The sequence below is a fragment of the Mucilaginibacter sp. genome, from assembly GCF_028287845.1.
Classification (GTDB): domain Bacteria; phylum Bacteroidota; class Bacteroidia; order Sphingobacteriales; family Sphingobacteriaceae; genus Mucilaginibacter.
In genome coordinates, this window is the sequence record NZ_JAQBOW010000078.1 from 24,130 (window position 1) to 50,220 (window position 26,091).

A 26,091-nucleotide genomic window follows, 5' to 3' on the forward strand; every position below is an offset into this window, starting at 1 on the left:
TCATTGCTTTTTATACAGAAATTTCAAAATATTTCCCGGTTGGGGCACATGGCCCTCATTAGATATATACAGGTTGTTTTGATCATCAAAAGTTATACCCTCGGGCTGTGTAAACAGGTTTTGATCTAATTTATATACGTGCCTTATTTTCCATTTAGCATCAGCCACAACCAGTATTTTATTTACTGATGAAAGTATATACCAATCATTACTAAGCGGGTTCCTGGTTAATGCCGATGGATGAAAACTTATCTTATCTACTCCAAGCAATTCTTCAATATGTTTTACATTCACACTGAAGTCTCCGGTTTTTTTCACTGTTCCATCCGCTGCCAGCTGAAATATGAAGCCACTGCTTTTCTTGCTTGTTTTATCCATAGTACAATGTTTACATAATACATATACTTCGCCGGCATCATTAGCATACATACTTTCATATTCGCCTTCGGGCAATATATCTTTATTTTTTTGCAGGTTTGTAGTTTGTGGTTTACCAATCTCTGCTAAAGGGATAGTAAACAGTACGCCCTTGCTTTGCAGCATAATTACCTGGCTGCCACTTATCGCAATATCTTCAAAGTCGCCATTCTCTTTAAATTCGGTGTATTTAACTGTTTTATCACCCGGGCTGAAATAAAAAACCTTGCCAATTCCGTCACTCTCGGCATATATCCTATCGCTTTTACCCTTATTGAATGTGATACCTGAAATTTCATTCAGTTCTGCAGGCATATTATATTTTACAGGCTTAGTAAAATCATAGCCGATAGGGCTGCTGTAGGTTGTTTTTTGTATGCACGATAATAAAATGGATCCGCCAATTATTATTACTATACTGTTTATGATTATTGCTTTCATATTGATAGGGGGTTAATTTTTAATATTTACCTAAATGATAAAATGTTAAATGGGCAGGCGCCGTTGCCCTGTCATTTAATTAATGAAGAAATAACAAATGCTATAACCGAAACTACCAGCCCATACATAAATACATTATAAGACACTCTTAGCAACCGGTATTTACGCCCTAATACTATCCCCTGGGCATATACATCTTTTATTAAACTACCGTACAAAAATTCATTATCATTAATCAGGGTTACCATACCTTGTTTATAAACGTCAAAATCCATTTTATAAAAGTTGCCAAAAAAAAGAAGGTTTACACTTCTATCATCAATATCCTTTTCTGTAAAAGTACCCCGCGAGATGTTGGGACGGGTAGCTAATATTGAAAACACTATAGTTACAAGGTTTACTGTAAGCAACATAATAGCCGGAATAATCTGGTTATGGTGTGTAGTTATGTTTCTTAACAACAGGCTTAACAATAGTGAAATAATAATGGCATTAACAGATATCATAATATGAGCCTTACTATCGGCCATATTACTTAAACGCTGATGGTTGCTTGAGGTTAACCTGAACATGGTTTCAACCCCTTTACTTAGCTCCTGCTTAGTCGTGCCGTTTTTAAAAACATGCATATCATCCTGTGGCGAAGCTATGGTTGTATCTTCAAGTTGTGCGGATTTATCTTCTTGTATATGCAGCTTCTCTTTTAGTTCCCTGAGGTTTCTTTCCTTTTTTTCATTTAACAATAACCTGCAGTAATCTGTATGGTATTCATGCTCTTCCATTAGCTGAATACTTTTTTTGTGCCAATCTGCCTTGCTCGTATCCGTATCATATACAGCATTAAACTCTTTTCGCAGCAGCTTGCTTTTCTGTTGAAAATCATCAGTACCAAAATGAAAAAGGTCGGCATCGCAAAGAATGCTTTGTAATATATCGGCAGGAGTTTGCGGCAGCTTGGTGGCTAATATGCAATCCATAATGTTTTTCTGCAGATCATCATGAAGATTAAAACCGTTCAAAAAGTCCATAGCAATAATGACGCTTTTCGCTTCATGATCTGTGGGCCCGGTTGAATAAGCAATATCATGAAACCAGGCCGCGGTTAAAACAGCGAAGCAATCTTCGTCATTTAATTGATAGTGACCGGCTATTTTTTTTGCCGCGGCTACTACATCATTTGTATGATCGGCGTTGTGATAGGTAAATTTTGGATCAAAATGCGTTTTGTAATAAGATAAAACAAACTTTTTAACCTGCTGCAATAACTTTGTATAATTTACACTTGTGGACATCGGCTTAATATTTATCTATATACAGACAGATACTAAGAATGTTTACATTTTTGCCGTTTCCTGCTTGCCATAGCTGCGGATATGCCTTTATTTCCAGTCCGTTTACGCTAAATTAAACCTCTATTCGGGCCAATACTTTATTCGGTTTATCTCAGGCCGTAAATAAATAAAGCCCGCCTCAATATTATCGGGGCGGGCTTTATTTTATTATATACGGTTTACTATTCTTCTATTATTTTCCAGCGAAGATCGTCCCGCGATTTCAGGTCAGCCGGTTTGGTTGGATCTTTAACTTGTATAACCGGAGCGCTCGTGGTAGTAAGGTTATCATTGCTTAACGCCTTCCCGCTTACTTTATTTATGATGCGGCAATAGCCTGTGCCGTCCCACTCGAAGTGCCATTTTGAGTAATCAGATTTAATGTCTGCAGTTTGTATTATAGAATCATCAGCCGCGCGGCTTAGCACTTTGCCTGATAACCTGCTTTTTATTTTATAATAGCTGTTACCATCATCGGCTACATATACTAACTGCCACTCGCCACCGATGCTTTTTGCATCATCAGTTTGCACTAATGGTGTTTTTGCTGTTTTGCTTTGATTGGTAAGCATTAAGCTGCTGGCTTTATTTTGTATCCTATACCATTTTTTCGTATCAAAAAGAGATATAGGTATAACCGGTGTAATAGAGATATGCTTTTTCAGCATCATGGAGGCAGTACCTACCAAACGCAGATAGAAATCGCTGGTTGCTCCGTCAAATGTTAAAAACGGATACTGTGTAGGCGGATGATTGGTGGTTTTCATGATCTGTGTACCTTCATTTATCTCATCAAACATGCAAATGAACGCGCTGTTAATAACGCCGGTTTTTTGAGCTGCTACAAACTGTGCCCACAAATAATTGCCGCTACGACGTGGCACAGATGGTAATTTCCCCGGCGGAGGCGGAGGCCCCGCTATGTTTGTACCCGAATTGATGGTCGGTTGAAATACTACACCATGAGCCTTACACATGGCTATATCGGCGGCCCATGAATTAATGCTATTGGGCACCTTGTATCCGGTGGCGGCATCAACAGTGGCACGCCCTACGCTCCAGGGTTGTAAGCCGGGCATTCTCATCAGCATATTTACAAATTCAGGGGTTCCCTTTGTTCTCCATTTATCATCAACACCGGCTAATATAACCGCCTGGTATTTTCCGGGAGCCTGTAAAAAGTCTATAACCGCGTTCATGTAATCAGGCTGTGATGCCGGGCGATCAGGAAAGAATCCCCATAATTGCAGTACCGGCTTACCATTTTGGTGCATATAGCGCCCACGGGTGCTGGTAACGCCTTCGTCAACCATTTTTTTCCAGTTGGTTATTATGATCTTGTATACATCCTCTTTACTTATCAATGTTTGCGGTGTGCGGCTGGTGAAGCCGCTCATATCCCACATAAATGCCCAGGTGCGGCCGGTAGCCTTGGCACCGGCTTCTACATTATGCATAATGGTATATACCGTGGTGCTATCGCTCTGCTGCCTGCCATAAGGGAAGTGGTCGCAAAACTCAGACACCCATACGCCATCAATGCCATATTTTTTCATCCATTGAAAATGGCGCATTACCGCTTTAGCGTTTTGCGCGCTGTACAGGTAAGCCTGGCTTCCGTCCGGATTGGTATATCCCGGTACCGCGGTTTTTTCGTTTGCGGCATATTCACTCATATCGGGCCACATATCAAAACCGGGACGCATAACCGCACCTCCGGCACCATTGCCATTGAACAAATGCGACCATCCCTGGTTAATATTCTTTGGGTTATCACCCGGGTTACGGAACCATCCCTGGTAACCGGCCATTATTTTGTTGTCCCAGGTAGTAGCATCAACTTTTTGTATGTTGACATGGCTCTTTTGCGCCCTAAGCTGAATGCCTGCAGCCATAAGAGCCACCAGCATAACTGATGCACGCTTTAAAAGCCGAAAACGGTTTTTTTGTAAAACTTTAATTGTCATAATGGTTTGTTTATTAATTGGTTTAAATATCCTGGCGGAGATTAAGCAAATTAAGAAATTCATTACGACAGTTTAATGCAATCGATTGAATGTAGCAAAAGAATTACGAATGCTACGCGGTTGGTTTTGTTACACGCGAGAGTGAAACAAAATGTAACAAGTGAAACAAGATTTCGACTTAACTTATTGAAAATAAACAAACTACGAAAAAGTGATGTAACAAAATGTAACAACTTATTCGTCAGTATTTTTATGGATAATTTTTAATTATATTACTGACTATCAAGAAATTGCAAATCAGTAGATTTGAAAGTAGTGAAACAAAAATTTACTCTCTTAAGGCATCCCGGCGGAGGGCTTTAATTATAGTTTGACAACTTTTAAAAAGTTGTCAAACTATAATAACTAATTTCTAATCAACTAATCTCCAATCACTAACTTACTGCTCAATCACCTGCCACCGCAAATCATCGCGGGTTTTCAGATCTTCCACTTTGGTTGGGTCGGCTACTTCCACAACGGGCGAATTTGCTGTGGTTGTACTATTGCTGCTTAATGCCTTGCCGCTTACTTTATTAATAATGCGGCAGTTGGCGGTAGCATCAAATTCCAGGTGCCACTTGGCGTAATCAGCCGGCACATCGGCGGCCTGACTTACAGCGCCATCGGCTGTACTGTACAATACCTTACCCGATAATTTGTTCTTTATTTTAAAATAACCGTTGCTGCCGTCGTATAAATACACCAACTGCCATTCACTGTTTTTATCAGTACCGTCTGCCGCCTGCATTATCGATGTCTTTGCTGTTTTGCTTTGGTTACTCAACATCAACCCGCTGGCCAAATTTTTTAGTTTGTACCATTTTTTGGCATCAAAAGGCGAGATAGGTATAGTTGGAGGAACGGCTTTCCCGGTTCTCATATATTTGGCACCCTCGCCCACCAGGCGCAGGTAATAATCATTAGTGGCGCCGTTATAGGTTAAAAATGGTGCCTGTACAGGCGGTTTACTGGTTATTTTATTTATTTGTGTGCCTTCGTTCACCTCGTCAAACATGGCAACAAACGCGCTGTTAATAACGCCTGTTTTGTCGGCATCACGAAACTGCTGCCATAGGTACTGGCCCATACGACGGGGTACAGACTGTATCGTTCCGGGCGGGGGCGGCGGGCCCGCTTTATGTGTACCACTGTTAATTACCGGCTGAAACACTACCCCATGCGCTTTACACATGGCAATATCGGCAGCCCATTCGCTGGTATTAGGCACTGAGTATCCTGTTGCGGGGTCGGTAGTCCTGCGGCCAACGCTCCAGGGCTGTAAACCCTGCATGCGCATTAACATGGCCTGGAACTCGGGTGTACCTTTACTACGCCAGGTATTGGTGGCCCCGGCTATTAAAGCGCATTGGTATTTTCCTGGTGCTTCCAAAAAATCAATAACCGCGTTCATATAATCGGGTTGCGATGCAGGGCGTTCAGGAAAAAATCCCCATATCAGCAGCACAGGCTTACCGTGGTCATGCATATAACGCGGGTCGGTAGCAATGCCGTCATCAACCATTTTTTTCCAATAGTTTATTAACGTATTTTGAACCATTTCTTTGGATGTGGTGGGGCCGAATGAACTCATATCCCACATAAATGCCCAGGTGCGCCCGGTGGCTTTAGCCGCGGCTTGCACATTTTTCATAATTGTGTACATAGTCGGATCGGGCACGCCGTTACGGAAACTGCCGCAAAACTCCGACAGCCATACCCCGTCAATACCATATTGTTTCATCCACTGAAAATGGCGCAATACCGTTTTGGGATTTTGAGCGCTGTACATGGTAGCCGGACTGCCGTCGGGGAAGGTCCATCCCGGCACAACTGTTTGTTCATCTTTATCATACTGGCTCATATCCGGCCAGGTATCCAGGGCCAGCCTTGCAGGCAATAGTTTTCCGGTATCACCGCGTGAATTAAACACATGGGCCCAGTTGGTGCTTCCCGGCCTGTCGCCGGGGGTACGGAACCATCCCTGGTAACCTGCTAATATTTTACCACTCATGGTGGTGGCATCTACCACATGCTGCGCATGTAGCTGTTGGCCTATAGCTGTAAAAATTAGCAGGACAGTTAAGGCCCGCTTTAAAAAAGAGGATTTATTTTTTGCTGCCGATACTTGTATAAAGCAGCTTTGCTGTGAAACTTGAACTAACATGATGGTTTATAATTTGGTTTATTGTTTATAGAGATAACCAAATTAAGAAATTCATCAGGTAGTTAAGTGTTATGTATGGATTGTAGCAAAAGAATTACGATAGAATAGAAACAAGATAAAGCGTTGAAAAACCCGAAAACAATCAATCCTTCAAACTCTTCCAGATAACACCAAACACATCTGTAGGTAAAACATCCTTTTGTACCTCGTCAGTTATTAAAACCGCCTTATATTCATCAGCAATATTTGTTCGCCCGTGCGAGCCTTTAATTAAAGTAGCATCTAAAGGAATTACGTCCATTACATACCTGAAGCCTGCCAGTTTACGCAACAGTTTATAAGCTGCTCTGCCTTTCGAGGTCATAAACATTTCAACCGGGTCATAACCGGGTTTTTTGTGGATATCTACACAGCGGGCATAATCGGGCGCTACGGCATCATCCAGCCAGAAATAGTAGGTGAACCAGCTTTTTTCATCCGCAACAACTACAATATCGCCGGCACGTTCATGGTTAATATGGTATTCTTTTTGTGCTTCGCGATCTAAGATCAGCTCAATGCCTTTTACGCCTTTCAGTAAGGCTTTTACCTTTTCGGTAACAGCCAAATTATTAATATAAATGTGCGCTATCTGATGATCGGCAACTACAAATGCTTTTGATGCTCCTGCGTCCAGCAATTCTAAGCCCCGTTCAACCCGTATCTGCAGTAAATCATTCTCGCGGAACAAACGGTTCAAATGTATGGGGTTGCTTACCGGCGCAATGCCATATTCGGATAGGATAATGATCTCGGCGCCCTTCTTTTTATAAAAGGTTACCAGTTGTTCTACAACCTGGTCTATTTCCTTAAGCTCCTTGCTGATCTTTGAAAAATCGGGACCAAACTTTTGCAGGCAATAATCAAGGTGAGGTAAGTAGATAGTAGTTAGTATGGGGTTATGCAGGTCATCGTTTATCATGGATGCATCTGCAATCCATTGAGTCGATTTAATGTTGGCTCCCGGTCCCCAAAACTGAAACAAAGGGAACTGGCCCAGTTTTTCCTGCAAAGTATCACGTAATCCGGCAGGTTGCGAATAGCAATCGGGCATTTTGCGGCCATCAGCCAAATATTGCGGACGAGGGGTTACCGAATAATCGGCAGTTGAATACATATTGTACCACCAAAACATATTGGCGCTGGTAAAAGAAGGGTCTTCTTTTTTAGCCTTGTCCCATATTTTTTCGCCGTTAACCAGTTTGTTTGATTGTTTCCAGAACTTAACTTCAGCATCGGCATGGTCATACCACCCATTACCAACTATGCCCGTTTCCGCGGGCCATTTACCGGTTAAATAGGTTGATTGTACCGAGGTTGTCACCGCAGGCAGCACCGGCTCAATTGTAGTAATATTTTTATCGGCTATATATTTTTGAAGAAACGGGGTATGTTCGCCTATTATGGATTTGGATAATCCAACCACATCTATTACAACCGTTTTTTTCATCGTCATAAATTATAATTGCTCTTTAACCCAATTCAATTCGCGTATTATCGAATCGTTTAAAGGCAGCTTCTTTTCATCAGGCAATACACCCCAGGTATAGGTTTCTACTTCTAAATGATTAGTAAATAACGAGTTTTTATGGATATCCAGCACCTTAACAATATCTGCCTGTGTTGATTGTACCAGGCCAAACTCCTCTGTAAATATCGGAACGTGAAAGTGCGCGCGCCATTGTTTAACCGTAACATTTTCTATATCAGCCAATGCTTCCGGCAGATCGGGGTAGCGCAGTAATTTGCCATCAATTTTTTTAGCGACAACCTGGTGTAAATAGGTCGACTCATCAAACTTTGCAAAAGCGTCTCTAATTGGCTCCCTTAGTTCTGCATCCTCGGGCAATGTTGCCTTTAATGCAGCGCTGATTTGTATCTTACCAACTTTTAAACCCTTCGCGGCCAATTCATTTATAACTTCCTGGTGCGGCTCGTAACCAATAGCGAAATGGCAAACATCATAACATAAAGTTATATGATCTTTAATCAATTGCTCCGCTTCTTCAGCAGAAATATTAAACCTTTTTGCAATACTTTCTCTTCCCAACGGAAGCAATACATCTTCGTACCAAGTGATATATTCTTTGCCGGTTTCTAATACCCCATCAGGCTCGGGCTCAATATCAAGGTGCATTATTATACCCGTTGCCCGGCGCAATCTTATTAACTCCCCTGCAATCAATAAGATGTTTGAGGTGGCTTCATTTTTTACCTGCTGCAATTCCTGCTCGGTTTTATGCCAGTATTTATAGCTTAATGGCGAGGTAGAAATGCCGCCTTCCATACCTTTTGGCAGCAGGGCAGCCAGGATATGAAACATCCTGATGGTATAATCAACACGCAATTTGGTTGTCCAATCCGGCGCGTGTACCTGGTCTTTTACTACGGTATGATGAAATTCGCCGTACGGGAACCCGTTCATGGTAAAAACATAGGCATCATTTTCTTTGAGCCATTGTGTAAACAGTACCAGGTTTTCTGCTTTTTGCAAATCAACACTGGCTTTGTTTGACAGGCGCAGGCCTATCCCCATTGGCTTATCCGGCGATACCCGGCTTTTTATAGCAGGAAAATTTTCTTTTAATGCAGCGAAATGCTTGGACCAGGTTTCGCCGGCATGAATATTTGTACAATAAGTTAAATGGCCAGACGCTAATTGCATTATACTAAGTTTTATAGGTTAACAATTATAGACTCCTGGTTTGGTAAGGCTAATTATGCCGGATCAAGCACAGAGTATTCGTTCCGTAATGCTTCACTCGCTTTTTTTATCAGCGTGGTATTCATATTATGCACTTCCACACCATTGCCAATACGGTCAAGCAGCATAATAGTTAGCTCTCCTCCCAAATGTTCCCTAAACTCTTGCAGGCCAACCAAAATCGGGCTATCATCAGCTGTCACTTCTAATAACGGATGAGTAATTTCAAACCCTATCTTCTTTATTAAATTAATAACCCGGTGTGTTTCATCTGCCGGTAAATGGCCGGATAGATTAGAATAAACTGTATCTAAAGCTATACCCAACGCTACGGCCTCGCCATGTAAAACTGCAAAATTGGTTAATTGTTCCAGTTTATGCGCGCTCCAATGCCCAAAATCCAACGGTCGCGATGAGCCCTTTTCAAACGGATCAAGGCTGGCAATATGGTTAAGGTGTAGTTCGGCGCAACGTTTTATTAAATATTTCATGGTGCCCATATCGCGGGCCACCAATGCGGCCGCGTTGTTTTCAAGCCATTCAAAAAATGCAGCATCTTTTATTAAGGCAACTTTTATTGCTTCGGATATACCGGAGCGATAATCGCGGTCGGTCAGAGTCAGTAAAAACTGATCATCATTAAAAACAGCTACGGGCGGCGCAAACGTGCCCAGGAAATTCTTTTTACCAAAGTAATTGATGCTGTTTTTAACACCCACACCCGAATCATTTTGAGACAAAACCGTAGTAGGTATACGGATATGTTTAACCCCACGATGCGCAACCGCAGCAGCATAACCTGCCATGTCCAGCAAAGACCCTCCGCCAATGGCAGCAATATAACTATGGCGGTCAATACTATAATGATTTATGGTATCTAATAGTTTACTAAAATGAGATTCGTTGTTCTTTACGGTTTCGCCGCCGGGCATTAATATAATTTCGGGGATGAGTTGCGCGGCTTTATGGATAGCAAAATATTTGCTTATTTTATCAGCCAGTTCCGGGTTTGCATTTAGTACATCCTGGTCTACTACGAACAATATTTTTTTTACTGATGCTGATGTCGCGTCTGCCGCCAAAAAATCATCAAAACCGGTATTGGTCAGATCAAAAAGGCCAGTGGTAAAAAAGACCTTATACTCAAACTTCACACTAAACGACTGCTGTAAATATTCCATATCAAAAAGCTAATATCTAAAACATAAAATTAATATCGCTTATATATCAAAAATTTGACGGAAAAATTGAGGTTAGGGTTAGCAGATAGGCAATTGTGCTTCGGTACCATAAATATAATATTGGATACCATGCCGTAGGTCAATGTCATTAAGTTAAGAGATTTGTCATCTACCATAGTGAGAGATCTATACACGGGTAAGTCGCTGAACCTGTCTTGTATAGATTTCTCTCTCGTACCTCGTTCGAAATGACATTTTTTATTGGTAAATTTCTTTAACTTAATGACATTGACCGTAGGTACGGAACTTAGTGGCATACCTACGGCATGCAGCAGTATGCTTTATTTTGTTTCTACCGACCTGTAGCTCCTACGGAGCATTTTAAATATATGTTACTTATGTTACCGCAAACATCTTTGCAAACCGCATGGATACAGGCAGCAAGCAGGCAATAAATATAGCCGCCCATATAGAGCCAAATGCAGCGGCCCAGGCAGCGTCCATTAAAATAAGCGAGATAACGCCTGCCTTAACAGCCATACCTATATTTTTGCCAATAGGGTGATGTATAGCCGTTATTAACGGTTTAAATATCATCCAGGCAAACGGCAGGATAAACAGGATGGTTATAAACTGATTTTGAATAATGGAATAATAAAGAATAGCGATAATAACAACTGCATATAAACTGCCGCCGATATACAAATTGCGTTTATTGCCGCCATGCACCTCGCCCTGGCTTATCATGGTGATAGAGAATATATACAGTATAGGCACTATGGCTAAATACCAATATTGGTTAATAGATGATACTACTATACTTATACCTAACAGCAAGTTCAATCCCCTGCACAGCCCCATATTAAGCGGACCAAAAAAGGCATAATGCTTACTTATCTTATTATAAAGCAAAGCAAAAAACGCGATAGCTACAGCAATAGCCCCGGCATGATTACTGTAGGAGAATGCAAATCCAATTCCCCATAGCAATAAAAATGCGCCTAAATAGGATGCCTCTTTTTTACTGACCAACCCGCTGGGGATGGCACGTTCGGGGCGCTCAATCTTATCCAGTTCTGCATCAAAAACATCATTAAAAACAATGCCGCCACCATATAAGCCAATGGTTGACAGGCATAATAAAGCAACCGGATACAAACCGCCTGTAGTAAGCGTGAGGTGATAAAAATAACCGGATATGGCTACACCCGCCAAAACATCAGCAACCGAGGTTACAATGTTGGCCGGGCGCATCAGCCTTAAATAAACGGTTATTTTTTTTCTCATGTTAACTAATAATTATGGATGATTTATCTATCCGTGGTTGCTGTCCGCCGCGTAAAATGGTATTACCTTCAAATTTCTGGCTTTGGTCTATTACATTAGTGATTGATGCAAAATCAGCCTCATCAATCTGGCCGCTTTGCGCGAACGCTGTTATGGCGTTGCGATAGGTTATCAATTCAATATCCGCATCACTAATACCGCGAATCTTCATCAGGGCAGCCGTTTTCGGTACAGCCAGCGGGTCGCTTATGCCCCAATCGGCAGCCGAGTTTACCATGATACGTTCTGAGCCGTATTGTTTGGCAATCTCTACCATACGCTCATTACCCATTTTAGTAAAGGGATAAATAGTAAATGCCGCCCAAAAGCCACGGTCCAATACATCCTTAACCGTTTCTTCATTGTTATGATCTACAATAACTTTATACGGGTCAAGGCCGTGCTCAATAGCAATATCCATACTGCGTTTAGTGCCGCCTTTTTTATCGCGGTGCGGGGTATGTATCTGTACCGGCAGACCAGATTCTTTTGCCAATTCCAGTTGCAGGCGGTAATATTTTTCTTCGGCAGGGGTTTGGTCGTCAAAGCCAATTTCGCCAATACCTACCACGCCTTCTTTATAAACAAACAGGGGCAGTATTTCCATCACTTGTTCGGCTAAGGCTTCATTATTTGCTTCGCGCGAGTTTAGGCCGATGGTGCAATAATGCTTAATGCCAAATTGTGATGAACGGAACCTTTCCCAACCAATCAAGCTGCTGTAATAATCTCTAAAACTATCAATGCCGGTACGTGGCTGACCCAGCCAAAAAGCCGGCTCTATTAAGGCAACAACGCCCGCGTCGGCCATGGCCTGGTAATCATCCGTAGTACGCGAGGTCATGTGAACGTGCGGATCAAAAAATTTCATGCCTTTTATGCCGTCCAGGCTCACAGGCGGTGATAAGGGCTCGGATTTTACTTCTTCAAACGAATGGGTGCAACACATATCTTTCTATATTTTATTTGCCAGTTAAAGTATCCCAGCTTAAGTTCTTGTTTTCAATTGCTGTTGTCAGCTCAGGGTATTTATTTAATAGCTCTTTTGCAGGCTGGTAGTTTGATGCGGATATAGCCAATGCCCCGGCTTTCCTGTCAACCAAATTCCCGTCATCAAACAGGCGTTTTATATCTTCAAAAAGTTTATCATCAATAAATTTACCAACTAATCTCCACAAATTCGGATTTACTTCGCGTTTGGCGGCCCAGCGCTCGTGAGCGTAATCACTTAATACGTAGGCCAGATCTTTATTTGCGCGGCTATCAATACCTATTATTTTGCCAATTTCCTTATCGGTAAAAAATGCTTTCAGCACCAACTGATTCCAGGCGCTTTGGTCGAGGTTTTGGGCGGGATAAGGGTTTTGATACATAATGGCTTCCAGTACAGACCCAATATTGCTGCGTATGCCTTCCGAACATCGTTTAACCCATATCTCGGGATAAGCCAACAATGGTAAGGTTGAGTACAGCGCGACTAATTCGCCCATCTCGGCGGCTAAAAACAAGCTTTCTATTTTGCGGAAATATTCATTTTTATTGGCAGCATCTAAATTCAACAGCAAGTAAGCGCGCCCCAACCTATCTATGCTCCATCCATCTACAGCAAAACCGGGAAGGATGGCATTTAGCTGTTCCGTTTGCTCTTTGCTGATATTAATAATTGCCTTACCCGTTTTTCGCGGCAGCAATACAAACGATGTATTTAACGCGCGTTCCTCTTCCAGCCAATTCAAAACATCGGGCGCAACATTGGCCCGTATAATATCCTTTATTATTAGTCTGATCTCTTCCACTTTATAATTATACATGCATCACCACCAAATAATCAATAATCAGCGCTGCGGATATGATGAGCAGGCCAAAAAACTCGCGGGTGTTTTCAATAAATGGTTTTTCGGCCTGCATGGTTTCTACCAGGCTTGGCTGTTTGTATTTAACTATCCAATCGCGCACTCCGTCTTTGGCAAAAAACAGGATGATGGCATAAATAAGGTAAAAAACAATCAACCCTAAATAAACCGATGGATAATATTTACCAAAAACAGCTAACCCGCAGCACGCGGCTACAGCAACGTAAATAGGCACCCAAAGATACCAGTCAATATCATTGAGGTTCAGGTACGCAAATACCAAAAACGACAGGCAAAAAATAACGTTAATAATTATGAAGATCATAGCACTGATTTTTTCAACAAGGTTATTTAAAAAAAAGCGATATCCAATAATTTATGGGTACGCAGGTTTATCAGGATGTAAAATTAATGTACAAATGCCTAACTATACTATATTAATGCAAGGATTCTGTAAAAATATTGAGGTGAGGGGGGAAGTGAAGGGTAAAAAGTAGAAGGTAAAAGGCGAAAGGTAAAAGGTTTATGTGGATAAAACTGGCTGTCCCAGACTGTCCCAACTGTATTCACGTGTCCCTGGGACAGTCAATTGCTTCTAAAAGCTTTACCTAACCGATTGATATCCTTTTAAACTACTCTGTTTAGTTAAAACTATTTGCCAAAGCTGATTTTTGCGTACCCTGAATGATACGGCGCTTACGGTCAGGTAATACCGCCACATACGATGAAAGGTTTCATTGTAATCTTTACTAATGGCTGGCCAGCTCTGCTCGAAATTCTTTAACCATTCTACCAATGTGCGGTCATAGTATAAACCAAAGTTATGCCAGTCTTCCAAAACAAATACAGGCTCAATAGCGGTTGCTATTTGTTTGGCCGACGGCCGCATGCCGTTAGGAAAAATGTATTTGTTTATCCATGGGTCGGTACTGGTTTCCGTAGTATTGCCGCCGATGGTATGCAGGAGAAAAATACCGTCGGTTGTTAAACTCGCTGAAATTTTTTCCATGTACGCGCTGTAGTTTTTATAACCAACATGCTCAAACATACCTACCGAAACTATCCTGTCAAACTGTTCATTTAAATCGCGGTAATCCTGCACCCTTATGTCAACCGGTAATCCCTTGTTAATTTCACGGGCAATTGTCGCCTGTGGTTCTGATAGGGTTACACCAACTACTGATACGCCATACTTTTCGGCGGCGTACTTAGCCAGGCCACCCCAGCCGCAGCCAACATCCAACAGGCGCATACCGCTTTCTAACTTTAGTTTACGGCATATCAGGTCAAGCTTTGCTTCCTGGGCCTCATCTAAAGTTTGCGCGTTTTCCCAGTACCCGCAGGAGTATATCATTCGCTTATCCAGCATTTTTTTATAAAGGTCATTACCAATATCATAATGCTTATAGGCTACTTCTTTTGCTTTTTCCTTGGTTTGCTGGTTAAATAAACGTGCTTTTAATACGGTTAATATCGTACCCAAATCAATAGGGATCCTCCCATCCATTTGATTTACCAGTATCCTGAAAAAAAGCCCGTCCAGATCATCGCAGTCCCACCAGCCTTCCATGTAACCCTCGCCCATTCCCAAAGAGTTTTTATTTAGGATACGGTCATATATTTTTTCATTATTCACCCTTATATCCCAGGGATCATTGCCATTTATTTTGATCCCGGCTACATTGAATAAGTGTTCAATAATTTGTTTTGGAGAGCCCATGCTGTCAATCTGTTAGTAACAAAGTAACAAAAATAAATTTGGCATGATGAAAGAGATCAATGTGATCACTTCTTACTTAGTTATCTTATACTTTACCAATTTTCCGCTCAGATAATTTGGTCTTTTACTGCTTGTGTCGGAAATAATTTTGTCCGGCGATTTCTCCTCGAAAATTTTAGGGACAGCAATTCGTTGCGCACTGTATATACCCGAGTTACCGCTAAAAAAATAGGCCGTAAAACAAGCAACTGCAAAAAACAAAGCATACTCACCACCAAAAAGCTCAATACCCATAATGGTACAAGCCAATGGTGTGTTGGTTGCCCCGGCAAAAACAGCAATGAAGCCCAACGCGGCAAACAAACTAACGGGTGCATTCATTAATACAGATAAGGTATTGCCCAGCGTTGCGCCAATATAAAATAGCGGGGTTACCTCGCCGCCTTTAAAGCCGGTGCCCAGGGTTATGGTAGTATAAATGGTTTTCCATAGCCAGCTCCAGGTATCGGCACCGCCGGCATTAAAAGCCGATGGTATGGTAACCGCCCCCGCGTGTTCTGCATCTACCCCTAAACTTAAATAATCAGGCTTGCCAATAATAAATGTTAGTGAGATAATTATTAATCCGCCCAATGCCGGTATGGCCCACTTTGGGAAGATGAATTTATTGAACAGGTTTTTAACGCCATGAACAGACTCTGCAAATAGCAAGCTGGTTAACCCAAAAGCTATGGAGGCAATAATAACTTTAGCCAGCAGCAACAAATCAAACGGCAAATAATCAGCAAACAAATGCTGACCAGCCGGTACAATTTCAATATGATAGGCGGTGTGATGAATACCCCATGCCGCAACGGTTATATCGCCCACTATGCCTGCAACCAGGCAGGGGATCAAAGCATTGTATTGAATGCGGCCCAGCGTTAATACCTCCATAGCAAATATTGCCCCGGTTAGGGGTGTGCCAAATACCGCCCCAAACCCGGCTGCTATGCCTGCGGTAAGTATAATACGGGTATCGGCAGCATTTAATTTAAACCAGTTGCTAAATAATTGCGCAATGCTGCCCCCCATTTGTACAGCCGTACCCTCGCGCCCTGCCGAGCCGCCAAACAGGTGCGTTACAACGGTAGCTAATAATACCAGTGGTGCCATACGCTTGGGTACGCCGCCACCGGGCTCATGTATCTCGTCCATGATAAGGTTGTTTCCCTTATCAGATGATTTACCATAATATTTATAGGTGAAGTAAATGGCTATACCGGCCAAAGGCAGCGCATATAAAATTTCGGGATGAGCAAAGCGGAAATGTATGGACCAGCTAAGCAGCCATAAAAACAGGGCCACCATACTGCCTATAGCAATTGCTATGGGTAGCGTAATCAACGTCCAGCGGATTAAATGTTTTAGGATAGCTAAGTGTGTGGTGGTAAATATTTTTTTCATGGTTATATCCTACAAAAATAAGCACGGCTATGCCGCGGGTTAATAAATTTTTGTAGGCGCCATCAGCTTTTTTAGGGCGGTTGAGTAGGAAGACACCATTTCCGTTTGTTAAAACCAAAGTTAGGGATTAAATTTAAATAAGAAACATTTTATAAATCCCGCCCAACTTTATAAAACCTCCGGCACATAATACTTCTTAACCAAAGCCGCTACTTTATGGCGTATATGTGTAGAAATGTCTTTTTCCCATTTTAAATTATAGGTGCCGTTATCTTTTTTTATAACAGTGAAATAATCCTTCAGATCGCCGTTTATTTCGCTGGAGTTATTTATACCTATTTGTACAATTGCTTTATCAAATTCATCCATGGTTAGTTGTTTTATTAATTGATTAATCTATTCATATACTTTATCGCTTTGTTAAGCTTGCGGCGATTACTCACACTGACATCGCTATGCTCGTCGACCCTGGTCCAACAAAGTGCTACTGCACCGCCGTCTTAACCTTATACTCTTTAAGCGCACTCATTATTACCTGTACAATTTCATCCTGTCCGGCGTCTGATGTAAGGTAATCTTCATCAACAGGGTTATTAATAAAGCCGGTTTCTATCATTACAGCAGGCATGGCGCTGTGGGCCAAAACAAGTATCCCTTGTTCTTTTACACCAATGGTTTGCCTGCCCTGGGTCTTAAATTCTTTATTAAGCAAATCGCCAAACATAATGCTTTGCTTACGATATTTCTGCATATAAGCGTTTAGCAAAATGCGGTTTACCGGGTCATTCTCGTCATAGCTTTTATACTTAGTCTGGTAATCTTTTTCAATCAGGATAGAGGAGTTTTCGCGAATGGCTTCCAGTTGCTCTTTAACGCGGTGATAACCATATACCAGCATCATAGTACCTTTTTGTTTATGGCCGCTATAGCCCGTACCTTCTGGTGATGAATTACAATGGATAGAAATAAATAAATTGCCATTGTTCGCATTTGCAATCTCTGATCTTCTATCCAGCGCTATAAAAGTATCATCGGCGCGCGTCATTACCACATTAACGCTACTCATTTGTTCCTGCATGGCCCTGCGTAGTTTTTTGGCGATAGCTAACGCCACGGTTTTTTCGGTAACATGCAGGCCATGCGTGCCGGGGTCCTTACCGCCGTGACCGGCGTCTATCACCACTGTTTTAAAACGAAACGTGCTCTTTTTTGAAGAATCTGGTGGGTTGGTAAATGAGTTTAATAAGATAAATAATACCAGCAATGCGCTGTTTAGTAGTAGTACCTGTAAACTTCTGGTGGTTTTATTCATTTAGCCGATAAGGTATGATTCATGCTTCTTTATTATTGTTGCATTTTGGGCATAGACCGGTAGCACTCCAACTAAATCCTTCTACTTTAAATCCGGCAGGGAGCTTTACGGGTTGTACATCCAGATCATCAAGGCAATATACTTTTTTGCAAGATGTGCAATTAAAATGCAAATGCTCGTCATGATGATCATGCTCGGCACAATCTGATGAGCAAAGGGCATAATTAGCGGTCCCATTCAAATCAAATACTTTATGAATAATGCCCTTTTCTTCGAATGCGCTTAGTATACGGTATAGCGTAACCCGGTCAACATCGCCAATAACACTTTCCAGGTCGGGCTGTGAGATAGCAACACTTTTGGCAGACAGTAATGACAATACCCTTAGCCTGGGCTCTGTCCGTTTTAACTGGTGCCTTTTTAATAAATATTCAAACTGTTGATTATTGTTCATTGGTTATCCCTACAAAATTACTAAGAATTAGCGGAATTGTTTGCTTTGCAATCAGTAATCAATTACAAACAGCGCGCCGTTTACTCACCCTGACACCGCTACGCTTGCCGACCCTCTCTTCCGCAAGCGGGAAAGAGGGTTGTTTTTAGTAAGTAATCGCGGCTTTGCTCAATGCTCCTCGTTATGTGTATGTTTTAAATGAAAAAACTGGTTGCTATTATTGCATATACCCACATATTTAAAATTTACAAAATGTGCAAAAGCTATGGTTAAACCTCCGGAAGGGACAACAATAGCCTCTATCAAGCCTCTTAAATATATATGACCGGTTATTACCAATGTAAAACCTGCAAACAGTAATAATAATGGCAATGCCTTGCGATGGGTACTGAAGTATGACATAAAAATTGATGACACGCCTAATAGTAAAGCTAATATAATCATGCCCCACTCAAACCACGGGTTAGCCAAAAAACTTAACCCAACCAAAGGCAAAAAGGTAATTAGCATAGGCACAATAGCGCAATGTATAGCGCATAGTGTAGAAGCAGTCATACCTATGCTATCCAGTTTAGATCTCAGTTTTTTTGCTGTCATGTTGCAAATATAACGCAAATGCAACTTTATTGCATTTTATTTATTAATATTATATTTGCTTGACAGTATAATTACTTAAAAGTTAAAGCCTTACGCTATAGCTTTTTAAAATTAAGTTTATGTATTATTGTTTTTTGTTAATTTATTATCAAGCAAAATAAAATTGTTTTTTTTATATTTACAACATATAGGAGTACTAACCTTTTAAACCCCAGTCCGTATAAACCCAATATATGAACGCCGATAGCAAACCAGTAAGTATTTTATTAGTGGACGATGATGAAATAAACAATTTCATTTCAATTAAATTAATAAAAAAAGCTGTGGAAAATACGGCTATATCTGCATGTTTAAACGGTAGGTTTGCTATTGAAGAGCTTGTTGAAATACAAAGAAAAGACCCTTCCTTATTACCCGATTTTATTTTGCTGGATATAAACATGCCCATTATGAACGGATGGGAGTTTTTAGATGAATACAAACGCCTGAATCTTGACCCGTTAGGTAAAAGCAAGATCTATATTATATCATCATCTGTTTTTAGCAATGATATAAATAAGGCAAGATCTTATCCACTGGTAAAAAACTTTATCTCTAAACCCCTAAGCGTTGATAAGATAAAAGAAATGTTCAACGCAAATTAAGCTGATTACTTTATTAGTGTCTTTTAATAATACAGACTAACTACCTCATACTCCCATGCACCGCGTCAATCAAATCCAAATGCCGCTGTATGGTCAATACATTTTTTGCGGCAAAGCCTTTTATTTCCGGGTCAAAAGCATGTTTGGATGTGTTTTGAAACTGCTCGAGCGCTTTTTTATAATCGATTTGTATTTTATCCAGATAAGCGTGATCAAATTCCTTACCCGATTTTTTGGCTAATTCAGCAATAGCCTTTTGCTCATCGGCACTAATTGAATCGGGCAGGGTTATTTTCTTGGCTTTGGCAAGGGCAATTAATCGGCCTTTACCTTTTGTAATGTCCTTAACCATCATAGCGCCGAGATTTTTTATCCGTTTATCCTGTCCTTTTTGTTTGCCTAACTCGCCTATTTTAATTTCGGCCAGGCAGCCCTGGGCAATATCAGTAACAAATTTAGCATCGTCTTTGCCAACTATAATAGTTACTTTATTCGAGGTGTTAATAACTGTATTGGTTGTACCATAGTCCAAATCATCTTCGTTATTTTTATTACTGTGGCATGCTTGCAGCAGGCATGCGGAAAATACCGTACAAATTAATAGTGCTATCCTTTTCATCAAGTTAGGGATTTGATATTTATTAAAAATACGGTTTAATAAGGTTAATTTATTGGGTTGATTAAAGTTTTCTTATTTTTGGCCAAATAAAATCAAGCAACATGAATTTTCCTGCTGAATTAAAATATACTAAAGACCACGAATGGGTTAAATTAGAAGGCAACGTAGCTACTATAGGCATAACCGAATTTGCCCAAGGCGAATTAGGTGATATTGTTTATATAGATATTAACTCGGTAGGCAAGGAAGTTAGCAAAGAAGACATTTTTGGAACAGTGGAAGCTGTTAAAACAGTGTCTGATCTGTTTATGCCGGTTACCGGTACGGTAACAGAGGTTAATAAGGCCCTTGACAGCCAGCCCGAACTGGTAAACTCTGATCCATACGGCGAAGGCTGGATGGTAAAAATTACAGTTGCTAACGCGGCCGATGTTGAATCGCTATTATCTGCCGATGCCTATAAAGGCCTTGTAGGTGCATAACCTTAATGAAAGAATTTATTAAATATCAAAGGCTCACAATTTTGTGGGCCTTGTTTGTTTTAATAATGTGCAATGCTGATTTTAGCAGCGTAGGGAAATCGCATTTGTTTTTTGCCGGCTTTGATAAATTGGTGCATTGCGGATTCTTCTTTGTGTTTGTTGTATTTTGCTGTAATGGTTTTATAAGGCAACAAAATAGTGGCATGCTATCGTATAAAACTGCGTTTGTAATAACTATGATGGCTATTTTATTTGGCGGCCTGATAGAATTATTGCAATTATTGGTTTTTACCTGGCGCAGTGGGGACTGGAACGACCTTTTTGCCGACGCAGTTGGCGCTTGCATGGGCACATTTAGTATATTAGTAACAATTGGAGCAATTAAATATGTTAAAAAGTAAATTTATAATACTTGGTTTGTTAGGCATATTAAGTCTTTCGGCATGCAGTATTTTTAAGAAAGATTGCGGCTGCCCCCATTTTAGCAAAGTAAAAACCCCGCCAAAGGCAAGCGAACCAACAGTTGTTTACGCATCGAGGTAATTGGTATACAGATTATATTTAGGTGTCATTTCGACCATAGGGAGAAATCTATACACCTGCATCGTCAACCTCTAATCAGGTAGGTTCAGGTAGGACCAGGCAGGGGCTGTTCTACCCGGCCATCCAAATCACATCAACAAACCATTTTTTATTATCGAAAAAACGATCGACCGGGTGAAAGTCCGTGTTTGCCGCCATTTGATCGGTTTGCATAATGGTAAACTTTTGAGATATCTCCATATAAATATATTCATCCTTAATAAACCGCACATTTTCTTTCCCCCCGATATTTACAACCTGGTCTTTCAGGCTTATTAAATAGCTTTTACAGGCCCCACTTTCGGGGTCGTACATGGCGTAATGATCAAACTGGGTTAAATCAAAATCGGCGTTCAATTCGCGATTTATTCGTTCCAGTAAATTCAGGTTAAATCTTTTTGTAATGCCTCCTTTGTCATTATAAGCAGCAAGTATAGTTTTTGGCGATTTTTTTAAATCGAACCCAATCAATACCATATCGCCGGGATTTAAATGTTCACGCAGCCCTTTGCAAAACTCTGTAGCCTCCTTTACGGGCATGTTACCAATGTTTGACCCCAGGAATAATACAACTTTTCTCCTGTTGGATAGTGATGCAGCTTTTGTAAGCATCTCAAAATACTCACCGTTTAATCCGGTAATTTGCAGGCCCGGCAACGTAAGCGGAAGCTTTACGGTAAGGTAATTAACTACATTGCTTGAAATATCAATAGGCAAATACCTAAAATCTGCCTGCTGCTCCAATAAATATTTTAGCAGGTAGCTCGATTTCATGGCATCGCCGGCACCCAGTTCTATTAGGTCAAACCCATCGCCATCAGCAATTATAGATTGTGCCAGTGCGCCGGTTTTATTAGAAAATATCTCCAGTTCGCATTTAGTTGGATAATATTCGGGGCAATTCATCAGTTCCTGGAAAAGCTTATCACCATTAGCATCATAAAAATACTTGGAGTTTAGGCGTTTGGGGCATGACTGCAGCCCTTTAATAACATCCTCGTAAAATATAGCTGTTGTATTCTTTGATACGCCCATCATTTCGGGTTTTGCGGCAGGTTGGTTCATCGTTTAATGGTTAATGTATTTATTTAGCAAGCCTTATGCCAGTAAATTGCCATCGTAAATGTGTTTGAAAAAAATTGCGGTAAGTAATACGGCTATGCCCCGGTGATGTAACTTCTGACGCCCCCCTCAGCACTTTTTGATTTACCATAAACTTGCCATTATATTCGCCAATTGCGCCGGCAGCTTTTGTAAAACCGGGGTAAGGCAAATAAGCACTCTCTGTCCACTCCCAGCTTTTGCCCCATTCAAATTGTAGTGCCGCGGCCTCCCATTCAAATTCGGTTGGCAGCCGTAAGCCTTTCCATGCCGCATAAGCATAAGCCTCGAAATAGCTGATATGGCAAACCGGATCATTTAATTTAAGCGGTTCTAACCCATGGAAAGTATAATGATACCATTCGTCGTCAATCATGTGCCAGTAAAGCGGTGCTGCTATGTGATTGGTTTTTACCCAATCCCAACCTTCGGCATGCCAGTGGCGGAAATCGTAGTAACCATCCGCATTTATAAATTCTAAATATTCGGCATTGGTTACCAAATTCGGGCTAATTTCGAAACTGTTTAAATATACTTTATGGCGATTTAATTCATTGTCAAAACAAAAGCCTTCGCCTTCAAAGCCAATTTCATAAACACCTTCATTTAATTTAATAAAACCTGCATCGCTTTGCGCCACTTTTGGCGAACCATAACTTCTATCGTAAGCCGGGAATAAGGGGTTATGTCCCAATATGTATTTAATATCGGTGTATAGAAGCTCCTGGTGCTGTTCTTCGTGATTTAAGCCGAGGATTAATAGTTCCTTTACCTCTGCTGCTGGCTCATGGCACAAAAACTTAGCCATTGCCTCATCTACATATTCGCGGTAGCGGTATATATCATTAACCGTTGGGCGACTTAAATTACCCCTGTCTGTGCGTATTACCCGGTTGCCTACGGTTTCGTAGTAACTGTTAAATACATAATTATAATCCGGATTATATTCCTGGTAGGCGGCAAAATAGGGCTTTAATATAAAAGTCTCAAAAAACCAGGTGGTATGGCCAATATGCCATTTAGGCGGACTAACATCAGCCACGGGCTGCACAACGTAATCCTCAATCTGCAAATGGCTGCAAATCTTTTCGGTACGTTTTCTAACTTTTATATAACAATCGGTTAAGTCCATCAGATTTAATTACGCTCTAAATATTCTTTCAGGTCTGAAATAGTTTTAACACCTAATTCGTCTGCTTGTTTTTTACGCATCATTAAAGCATATGCGTTGTTAAAACCTATAGGTTGCAGCCATTTAATTTGGTATTGTTTTTCAAACTCATTTTTAACATAAATATACGTTTTATCCCTGTCGCCCGCTAACACGTCAATTGTTTTTTGCGGAGGGTGTAATATTGCCAGCAAACCTGTGCCGGTATATTCGGGGTAAAGGTCTATCTGGTTATTGGTAAGCGCATCAAAACAAATTTTTGTGCCCCCTAAACCGGTTTTTGTGGCTACATCATAGTTGGTATAGCCTTTAATAAGCATCGTGTACATACTGGCTAATATATATTGCTCGCCAAATATTTTTGAGCCTATCCGTACAATCCCTCCATTTCCTCCGCGTTGGGGTTGCCATAAATTATGTGCAATTAAAAAGTCTTTAGCCACACGTTCCGGGCTTTGGTGAAGATAATCAGTTCGGTAGTTTAAATCTGTCATTAGGCTATCATTTATTTTGCCCGATAGCATATTTAATGTTTTTTCAAGGTCTGGGAATTTTTTCAAGGCATCCTCCCGCACAATTGGTGCGGCATAATAAGGCGGGAATATTTTTTTGTCATCATCCAAAACCACCAGTCCGTAGGCCTTTAACCTGCCATCTGTCGAGTAGCCGCTTATTACATCCAGCTCTTTTTCAAAAGCGGCTTTATACATAATCGCATCACTGATAACGATGGTATGGATCTTTAATCCGTACTTGCTTTGCAGGCCCAGATTACCGTCTTGCCGACCCATAAACTCGGGTGTAAAACCGGCAGTTAACTTGTCGCCATAAGCTGATGGAATAAAATAGAACGATGCCATTACAAGAAGCAACACCGGCAACACAATAGCGGCACGTTTTAATTTTTTTAAATTCAGATGCTGTAATAACGACAACAAAAAATCAAACAAAATGGCTAACAACGCTGCAGGGATAGCACCTGCTAATATCATGTTGGTATTATTAAGCGATATACCGCCGAATATAAACTCGCCTAAGCCACCCGCAGCTATATATGACGCCAGCGTAGCCACACCTACATTGATTACCGTAGCGGTACGGATACCTGCCAGTATCACCGGCATAGCCAAAGGTAGCTCTACTTTAAAAAGTACCTGCCATTTACTCATGCCCATAGCAATTGCAGCCTCTTTAACCGCTGCATCAACCCCGGTAATACCGGTATAGGTATTGCGGATGATGGGAAGCAGCGCATATAACAACAAAGCAACAATAGCCGGCTTAACACCAATACCTAACAATGGTATCATAAAACCAAGCAATGCAATGCTGGGAATAGTTTGTAATATCCCTGCAATTCCCAATACTGAGCCGGATAAGTTTTTTTTGCGGGCGATGAGAATACCCAATGGCAAGCCAACCAGCACGGCAATTATAAGCGAGATAAAAGTAAGCCCGATATGCTGCAACGTTTGTGTAAGCAACTTATCGCTTTGCTGGGCCATAAAACCCCATAAAGTTTGCTGCTCATTCATGCGGCTGATGTTTTTTATACTGATAAAATGCCGCCATTAACTCCTCAAAACCGGCAGACCGGTACTCATCTTTTTGATGATGTTTGATATGTAAATGTTCTGTATTAACAAACTTAAAACTTTCAATGGCCGACCAAAAACTGGCGTCGCCATGCAAGTCAACAGATCCCTGTTTAGGTGTTTGAGGTGCCAGGTATCTCCAGATATCATTTAATCTTATAGCCTTAAACTCAAGCAGCAAACGCTGTTCTTTTAAAAAATCCTTCACAAAACTATTAGCCGGGTTAAAAAGTAATTCGGTTGGCGTGCCGTTTTGAATGATTTTACCTTTATCCATCAGGCAGATCCTGTCTCCTAATTCAAAAGCTTCCTGCACATCATGAGTTACCATGATAATGGTTTTGCGCTTTAACTCATCCAATGCTTTAAACTCGGCATGGATTTTTGAGCGGGTAACATTATCCAGCGCGCCAAAGGGTTCGTCCATCAATAAAACCGGCGGATCAGCAACTAACGCTCTCGCCAATCCAACACGTTGTTGTTGGCCTCCACTCAATTCATCAGGGTAAACATTAAGGAAGGTTTTATCCATGCGTAGCTTTTCCAGTAATTCGCTAACGCGATGGTTAATTCGTTTTTTATCCCATTTAAGCAATTGGGGAACAATGGCAATATTTGCGGCAACTGTATAGTGAGGAAACAGTCCGTTGTTTTGTAATACATAACCAATGCCTCTGCGCAAAACCTCGGGCGATTGATCTAAAATATTTTCGCCGTTAATAAACACCTTGCCGCCGGTTGGCTCAATAAGCCTGTTGATCATTCTAAGCGTAGTGGTTTTGCCGCTGCCGCTGGTGCCTAAAAGAATAAGGTTCTCCTGTTCCATTACCTCGAACGAGATATGATCCACAGCTTTAACCTTCCCGAATGATTTGCTTAAATGATCAACCTTTATCATAAGCA

Annotated in this window: 25 protein-coding genes and 1 riboswitch; of the genes, 3 read left to right on the forward strand and 22 right to left on the reverse strand. The window is 41.1% G+C overall.

What is annotated here, in order from left to right; translation table 11 throughout:
- From JWP71_RS07445 to JWP71_RS07525, 17 genes are all read right to left on the reverse strand, one after another.
- Entirely contained in the window at positions 1-858 is an 858-nt protein-coding gene (locus JWP71_RS07445) for an SdiA-regulated domain-containing protein (RefSeq protein WP_299498277.1), read from the reverse strand.
- Between the two features lie 71 nt (positions 859-929).
- Positions 930-2,150, reverse strand: a complete 1,221-nt coding sequence (locus tag JWP71_RS07450) for a Pycsar system effector family protein (RefSeq protein ID WP_299498279.1) — start codon at positions 2,148-2,150, stop codon at positions 930-932.
- A gap of 221 nt (positions 2,151-2,371) precedes the next feature.
- Entirely contained in the window at positions 2,372-4,156 is a 1,785-nt protein-coding gene (locus JWP71_RS07455) for an RICIN domain-containing protein (protein WP_299498280.1), read from the reverse strand.
- 439 nt (positions 4,157-4,595) lie between these two features.
- Entirely contained in the window at positions 4,596-6,362 is a 1,767-nt protein-coding gene (locus JWP71_RS07460) for an RICIN domain-containing protein (protein ID WP_299498281.1), read from the reverse strand.
- Positions 6,363-6,504: 142 nt separating this feature from the next.
- The gene (locus tag JWP71_RS07465) at positions 6,505-7,851 is read right to left on the reverse strand and encodes a nucleotide pyrophosphatase/phosphodiesterase family protein (RefSeq protein WP_299498282.1); all 1,347 of its coding nucleotides are present in this window, start codon (positions 7,849-7,851) and stop codon (positions 6,505-6,507) included.
- A 9-nt stretch (positions 7,852-7,860) separates the two neighbouring features.
- The gene (gene eboE / locus JWP71_RS07470; protein ID WP_299498283.1) at positions 7,861-9,066 is read right to left on the reverse strand and encodes a metabolite traffic protein EboE; all 1,206 of its coding nucleotides are present in this window, start codon (positions 9,064-9,066) and stop codon (positions 7,861-7,863) included.
- A 53-nt stretch (positions 9,067-9,119) separates the two neighbouring features.
- Positions 9,120-10,286, reverse strand: coding sequence for a 3-dehydroquinate synthase (locus JWP71_RS07475; protein WP_299498284.1), 1,167 nt, complete (start codon positions 10,284-10,286; stop codon positions 9,120-9,122).
- 396 nt (positions 10,287-10,682) lie between these two features.
- A complete protein-coding gene (gene eboC / locus JWP71_RS07480) occupies positions 10,683-11,573 on the reverse strand; it encodes a UbiA-like protein EboC (RefSeq protein ID WP_299498286.1) in 891 nt (296 codons plus the stop codon).
- 1 nt (position 11,574) lies between these two features.
- The gene (locus JWP71_RS07485) at positions 11,575-12,561 is read right to left on the reverse strand and encodes a TatD family hydrolase (protein ID WP_299498287.1); all 987 of its coding nucleotides are present in this window, start codon (positions 12,559-12,561) and stop codon (positions 11,575-11,577) included.
- Positions 12,562-12,574: 13 nt separating this feature from the next.
- Positions 12,575-13,423 carry an EboA domain-containing protein gene (locus JWP71_RS07490; protein ID WP_299498288.1) on the reverse strand — a complete coding sequence of 283 codons (849 nt, stop codon included), beginning with the start codon at positions 13,421-13,423 and terminating at the stop codon, positions 12,575-12,577.
- Complete coding sequence (locus tag JWP71_RS07495; protein WP_299498290.1) at positions 13,416-13,790, reverse strand: transmembrane 220 family protein; 375 nt, start codon at positions 13,788-13,790, stop codon at positions 13,416-13,418. Before JWP71_RS07495 ends, JWP71_RS07490 begins: the two co-directional genes overlap by 8 nt.
- Positions 13,791-14,069: 279 nt before the next feature.
- Complete coding sequence (gene cfa, locus JWP71_RS07500) at positions 14,070-15,185, reverse strand: cyclopropane fatty acyl phospholipid synthase (RefSeq protein ID WP_299498291.1); 1,116 nt, start codon at positions 15,183-15,185, stop codon at positions 14,070-14,072.
- Positions 15,186-15,257: 72 nt separating this feature from the next.
- A complete protein-coding gene (locus JWP71_RS07505; RefSeq protein ID WP_299498292.1) occupies positions 15,258-16,631 on the reverse strand; it encodes a voltage-gated chloride channel family protein in 1,374 nt (457 codons plus the stop codon).
- 46 nt (positions 16,632-16,677) lie between these two features.
- Positions 16,678-16,743: riboswitch (Fluoride riboswitch) on the reverse strand.
- Positions 16,744-16,799: 56 nt separating this feature from the next.
- A complete protein-coding gene (locus JWP71_RS07510) occupies positions 16,800-17,000 on the reverse strand; it encodes a hypothetical protein (RefSeq protein WP_299498293.1) in 201 nt (66 codons plus the stop codon).
- A 115-nt stretch (positions 17,001-17,115) separates the two neighbouring features.
- Positions 17,116-17,943 (reverse strand): N-acetylmuramoyl-L-alanine amidase, encoded by an 828-nt coding sequence (locus JWP71_RS07515; protein WP_299498294.1) that lies wholly within the window; start codon positions 17,941-17,943, stop codon positions 17,116-17,118.
- A 19-nt stretch (positions 17,944-17,962) separates the two neighbouring features.
- Positions 17,963-18,397 carry a transcriptional repressor gene (locus JWP71_RS07520; RefSeq protein WP_299498295.1) on the reverse strand — a complete coding sequence of 145 codons (435 nt, stop codon included), beginning with the start codon at positions 18,395-18,397 and terminating at the stop codon, positions 17,963-17,965.
- A 168-nt stretch (positions 18,398-18,565) separates the two neighbouring features.
- Positions 18,566-18,994, reverse strand: a complete 429-nt coding sequence (locus tag JWP71_RS07525) for a MerC domain-containing protein (RefSeq protein WP_299498296.1) — start codon at positions 18,992-18,994, stop codon at positions 18,566-18,568.
- A 233-nt stretch (positions 18,995-19,227) separates the two neighbouring features.
- Here JWP71_RS07525 and JWP71_RS07530 point away from each other — a divergent pair, with 233 nt between their 5' ends.
- Positions 19,228-19,638, forward strand: coding sequence for a response regulator (locus JWP71_RS07530; RefSeq protein WP_299498297.1), 411 nt, complete (start codon positions 19,228-19,230; stop codon positions 19,636-19,638).
- A gap of 40 nt (positions 19,639-19,678) precedes the next feature.
- Here the strand turns inward: JWP71_RS07530 and JWP71_RS07535 are convergent, their stop codons facing one another.
- Entirely contained in the window at positions 19,679-20,257 is a 579-nt protein-coding gene (locus JWP71_RS07535; RefSeq protein ID WP_299498298.1) for a DUF4142 domain-containing protein, read from the reverse strand.
- Between the two features lie 101 nt (positions 20,258-20,358).
- Between JWP71_RS07535 and gcvH the strand changes: the two genes are divergently transcribed.
- Entirely contained in the window at positions 20,359-20,739 is a 381-nt protein-coding gene (gene gcvH / locus JWP71_RS07540) for a glycine cleavage system protein GcvH (protein WP_299498299.1), read from the forward strand.
- Positions 20,740-20,744: 5 nt separating this feature from the next.
- Positions 20,745-21,140, forward strand: a complete 396-nt coding sequence (locus JWP71_RS07545; RefSeq protein ID WP_299498300.1) for a VanZ family protein — start codon at positions 20,745-20,747, stop codon at positions 21,138-21,140.
- Positions 21,141-21,393: 253 nt separating this feature from the next.
- On the opposite strand, the gene JWP71_RS07550 is transcribed toward JWP71_RS07545, so the two are convergent.
- Genes JWP71_RS07550 through JWP71_RS07565 form a run of 4 tightly spaced genes read right to left on the reverse strand, consistent with a single transcriptional unit; the run spans position 21,394 to position 26,086 of the window.
- The gene (locus JWP71_RS07550; protein ID WP_299498301.1) at positions 21,394-22,386 is read right to left on the reverse strand and encodes an L-histidine N(alpha)-methyltransferase; all 993 of its coding nucleotides are present in this window, start codon (positions 22,384-22,386) and stop codon (positions 21,394-21,396) included.
- 19 nt (positions 22,387-22,405) lie between these two features.
- Positions 22,406-23,554, reverse strand: a complete 1,149-nt coding sequence (egtB, locus tag JWP71_RS07555; RefSeq protein WP_299498302.1) for an ergothioneine biosynthesis protein EgtB — start codon at positions 23,552-23,554, stop codon at positions 22,406-22,408.
- Positions 23,555-23,559: 5 nt separating this feature from the next.
- Positions 23,560-25,128, reverse strand: coding sequence for an ABC transporter permease/substrate-binding protein (locus tag JWP71_RS07560; protein WP_299498303.1), 1,569 nt, complete (start codon positions 25,126-25,128; stop codon positions 23,560-23,562).
- Entirely contained in the window at positions 25,121-26,086 is a 966-nt protein-coding gene (locus JWP71_RS07565) for an ATP-binding cassette domain-containing protein (RefSeq protein WP_299498304.1), read from the reverse strand. Before JWP71_RS07565 ends, JWP71_RS07560 begins: the two co-directional genes overlap by 8 nt.
- Between the last annotated feature and the right edge of the window lie 5 nt (positions 26,087-26,091).

Excerpts from the sequence above, each read along its gene's own strand:
- JWP71_RS07475 (WP_299498284.1), bottom strand. The coding sequence starts at position 10,286 with ATGGAATATTTACAGCAGTCGTTTAGTGTGAAGTTTGAGTATAAGGTC.
- JWP71_RS07490 (WP_299498288.1), bottom strand. The coding sequence starts at position 13,423 with ATGTATAATTATAAAGTGGAAGAGATCAGACTAATAATAAAGGATATT.
- JWP71_RS07515 (WP_299498294.1), bottom strand. The coding sequence starts at position 17,943 with ATGAATAAAACCACCAGAAGTTTACAGGTACTACTACTAAACAGCGCA.
- gcvH (WP_299498299.1), top strand. The coding sequence starts at position 20,359 with ATGAATTTTCCTGCTGAATTAAAATATACTAAAGACCACGAATGGGTT.
- JWP71_RS07465 (WP_299498282.1), bottom strand. The coding sequence starts at position 7,851 with ATGAAAAAAACGGTTGTAATAGATGTGGTTGGATTATCCAAATCCATA.
- JWP71_RS07450 (WP_299498279.1), bottom strand. The coding sequence starts at position 2,150 with ATGTCCACAAGTGTAAATTATACAAAGTTATTGCAGCAGGTTAAAAAG.
- eboC (WP_299498286.1), bottom strand. The coding sequence starts at position 11,573 with ATGAGAAAAAAAATAACCGTTTATTTAAGGCTGATGCGCCCGGCCAAC.
- JWP71_RS07485 (WP_299498287.1), bottom strand. The coding sequence starts at position 12,561 with ATGTGTTGCACCCATTCGTTTGAAGAAGTAAAATCCGAGCCCTTATCA.
- JWP71_RS07525 (WP_299498296.1), bottom strand. The coding sequence starts at position 18,994 with ATGACAGCAAAAAAACTGAGATCTAAACTGGATAGCATAGGTATGACT.
- JWP71_RS07530 (WP_299498297.1), top strand. The coding sequence starts at position 19,228 with ATGAACGCCGATAGCAAACCAGTAAGTATTTTATTAGTGGACGATGAT.
- JWP71_RS07495 (WP_299498290.1), bottom strand. The coding sequence starts at position 13,790 with ATGATCTTCATAATTATTAACGTTATTTTTTGCCTGTCGTTTTTGGTA.
- JWP71_RS07455 (WP_299498280.1), bottom strand. The coding sequence starts at position 4,156 with ATGACAATTAAAGTTTTACAAAAAAACCGTTTTCGGCTTTTAAAGCGT.
- JWP71_RS07460 (WP_299498281.1), bottom strand. The coding sequence starts at position 6,362 with ATGTTAGTTCAAGTTTCACAGCAAAGCTGCTTTATACAAGTATCGGCA.
- JWP71_RS07505 (WP_299498292.1), bottom strand. The coding sequence starts at position 16,631 with ATGAAAAAAATATTTACCACCACACACTTAGCTATCCTAAAACATTTA.
- JWP71_RS07510 (WP_299498293.1), bottom strand. The coding sequence starts at position 17,000 with ATGGATGAATTTGATAAAGCAATTGTACAAATAGGTATAAATAACTCC.
- cfa (WP_299498291.1), bottom strand. The coding sequence starts at position 15,185 with ATGGGCTCTCCAAAACAAATTATTGAACACTTATTCAATGTAGCCGGG.
- JWP71_RS07560 (WP_299498303.1), bottom strand. The coding sequence starts at position 25,128 with ATGAATGAGCAGCAAACTTTATGGGGTTTTATGGCCCAGCAAAGCGAT.
- egtB (WP_299498302.1), bottom strand. The coding sequence starts at position 23,554 with ATGGACTTAACCGATTGTTATATAAAAGTTAGAAAACGTACCGAAAAG.
- JWP71_RS07535 (WP_299498298.1), bottom strand. The coding sequence starts at position 20,257 with ATGAAAAGGATAGCACTATTAATTTGTACGGTATTTTCCGCATGCCTG.
- JWP71_RS07550 (WP_299498301.1), bottom strand. The coding sequence starts at position 22,386 with ATGAACCAACCTGCCGCAAAACCCGAAATGATGGGCGTATCAAAGAAT.
- eboE (WP_299498283.1), bottom strand. The coding sequence starts at position 9,066 with ATGCAATTAGCGTCTGGCCATTTAACTTATTGTACAAATATTCATGCC.
- JWP71_RS07520 (WP_299498295.1), bottom strand. The coding sequence starts at position 18,397 with ATGAACAATAATCAACAGTTTGAATATTTATTAAAAAGGCACCAGTTA.
- JWP71_RS07545 (WP_299498300.1), top strand. The coding sequence starts at position 20,745 with ATGAAAGAATTTATTAAATATCAAAGGCTCACAATTTTGTGGGCCTTG.
- JWP71_RS07565 (WP_299498304.1), bottom strand. The coding sequence starts at position 26,086 with ATGATAAAGGTTGATCATTTAAGCAAATCATTCGGGAAGGTTAAAGCT.
- JWP71_RS07445 (WP_299498277.1), bottom strand. The coding sequence starts at position 858 with ATGAAAGCAATAATCATAAACAGTATAGTAATAATAATTGGCGGATCC.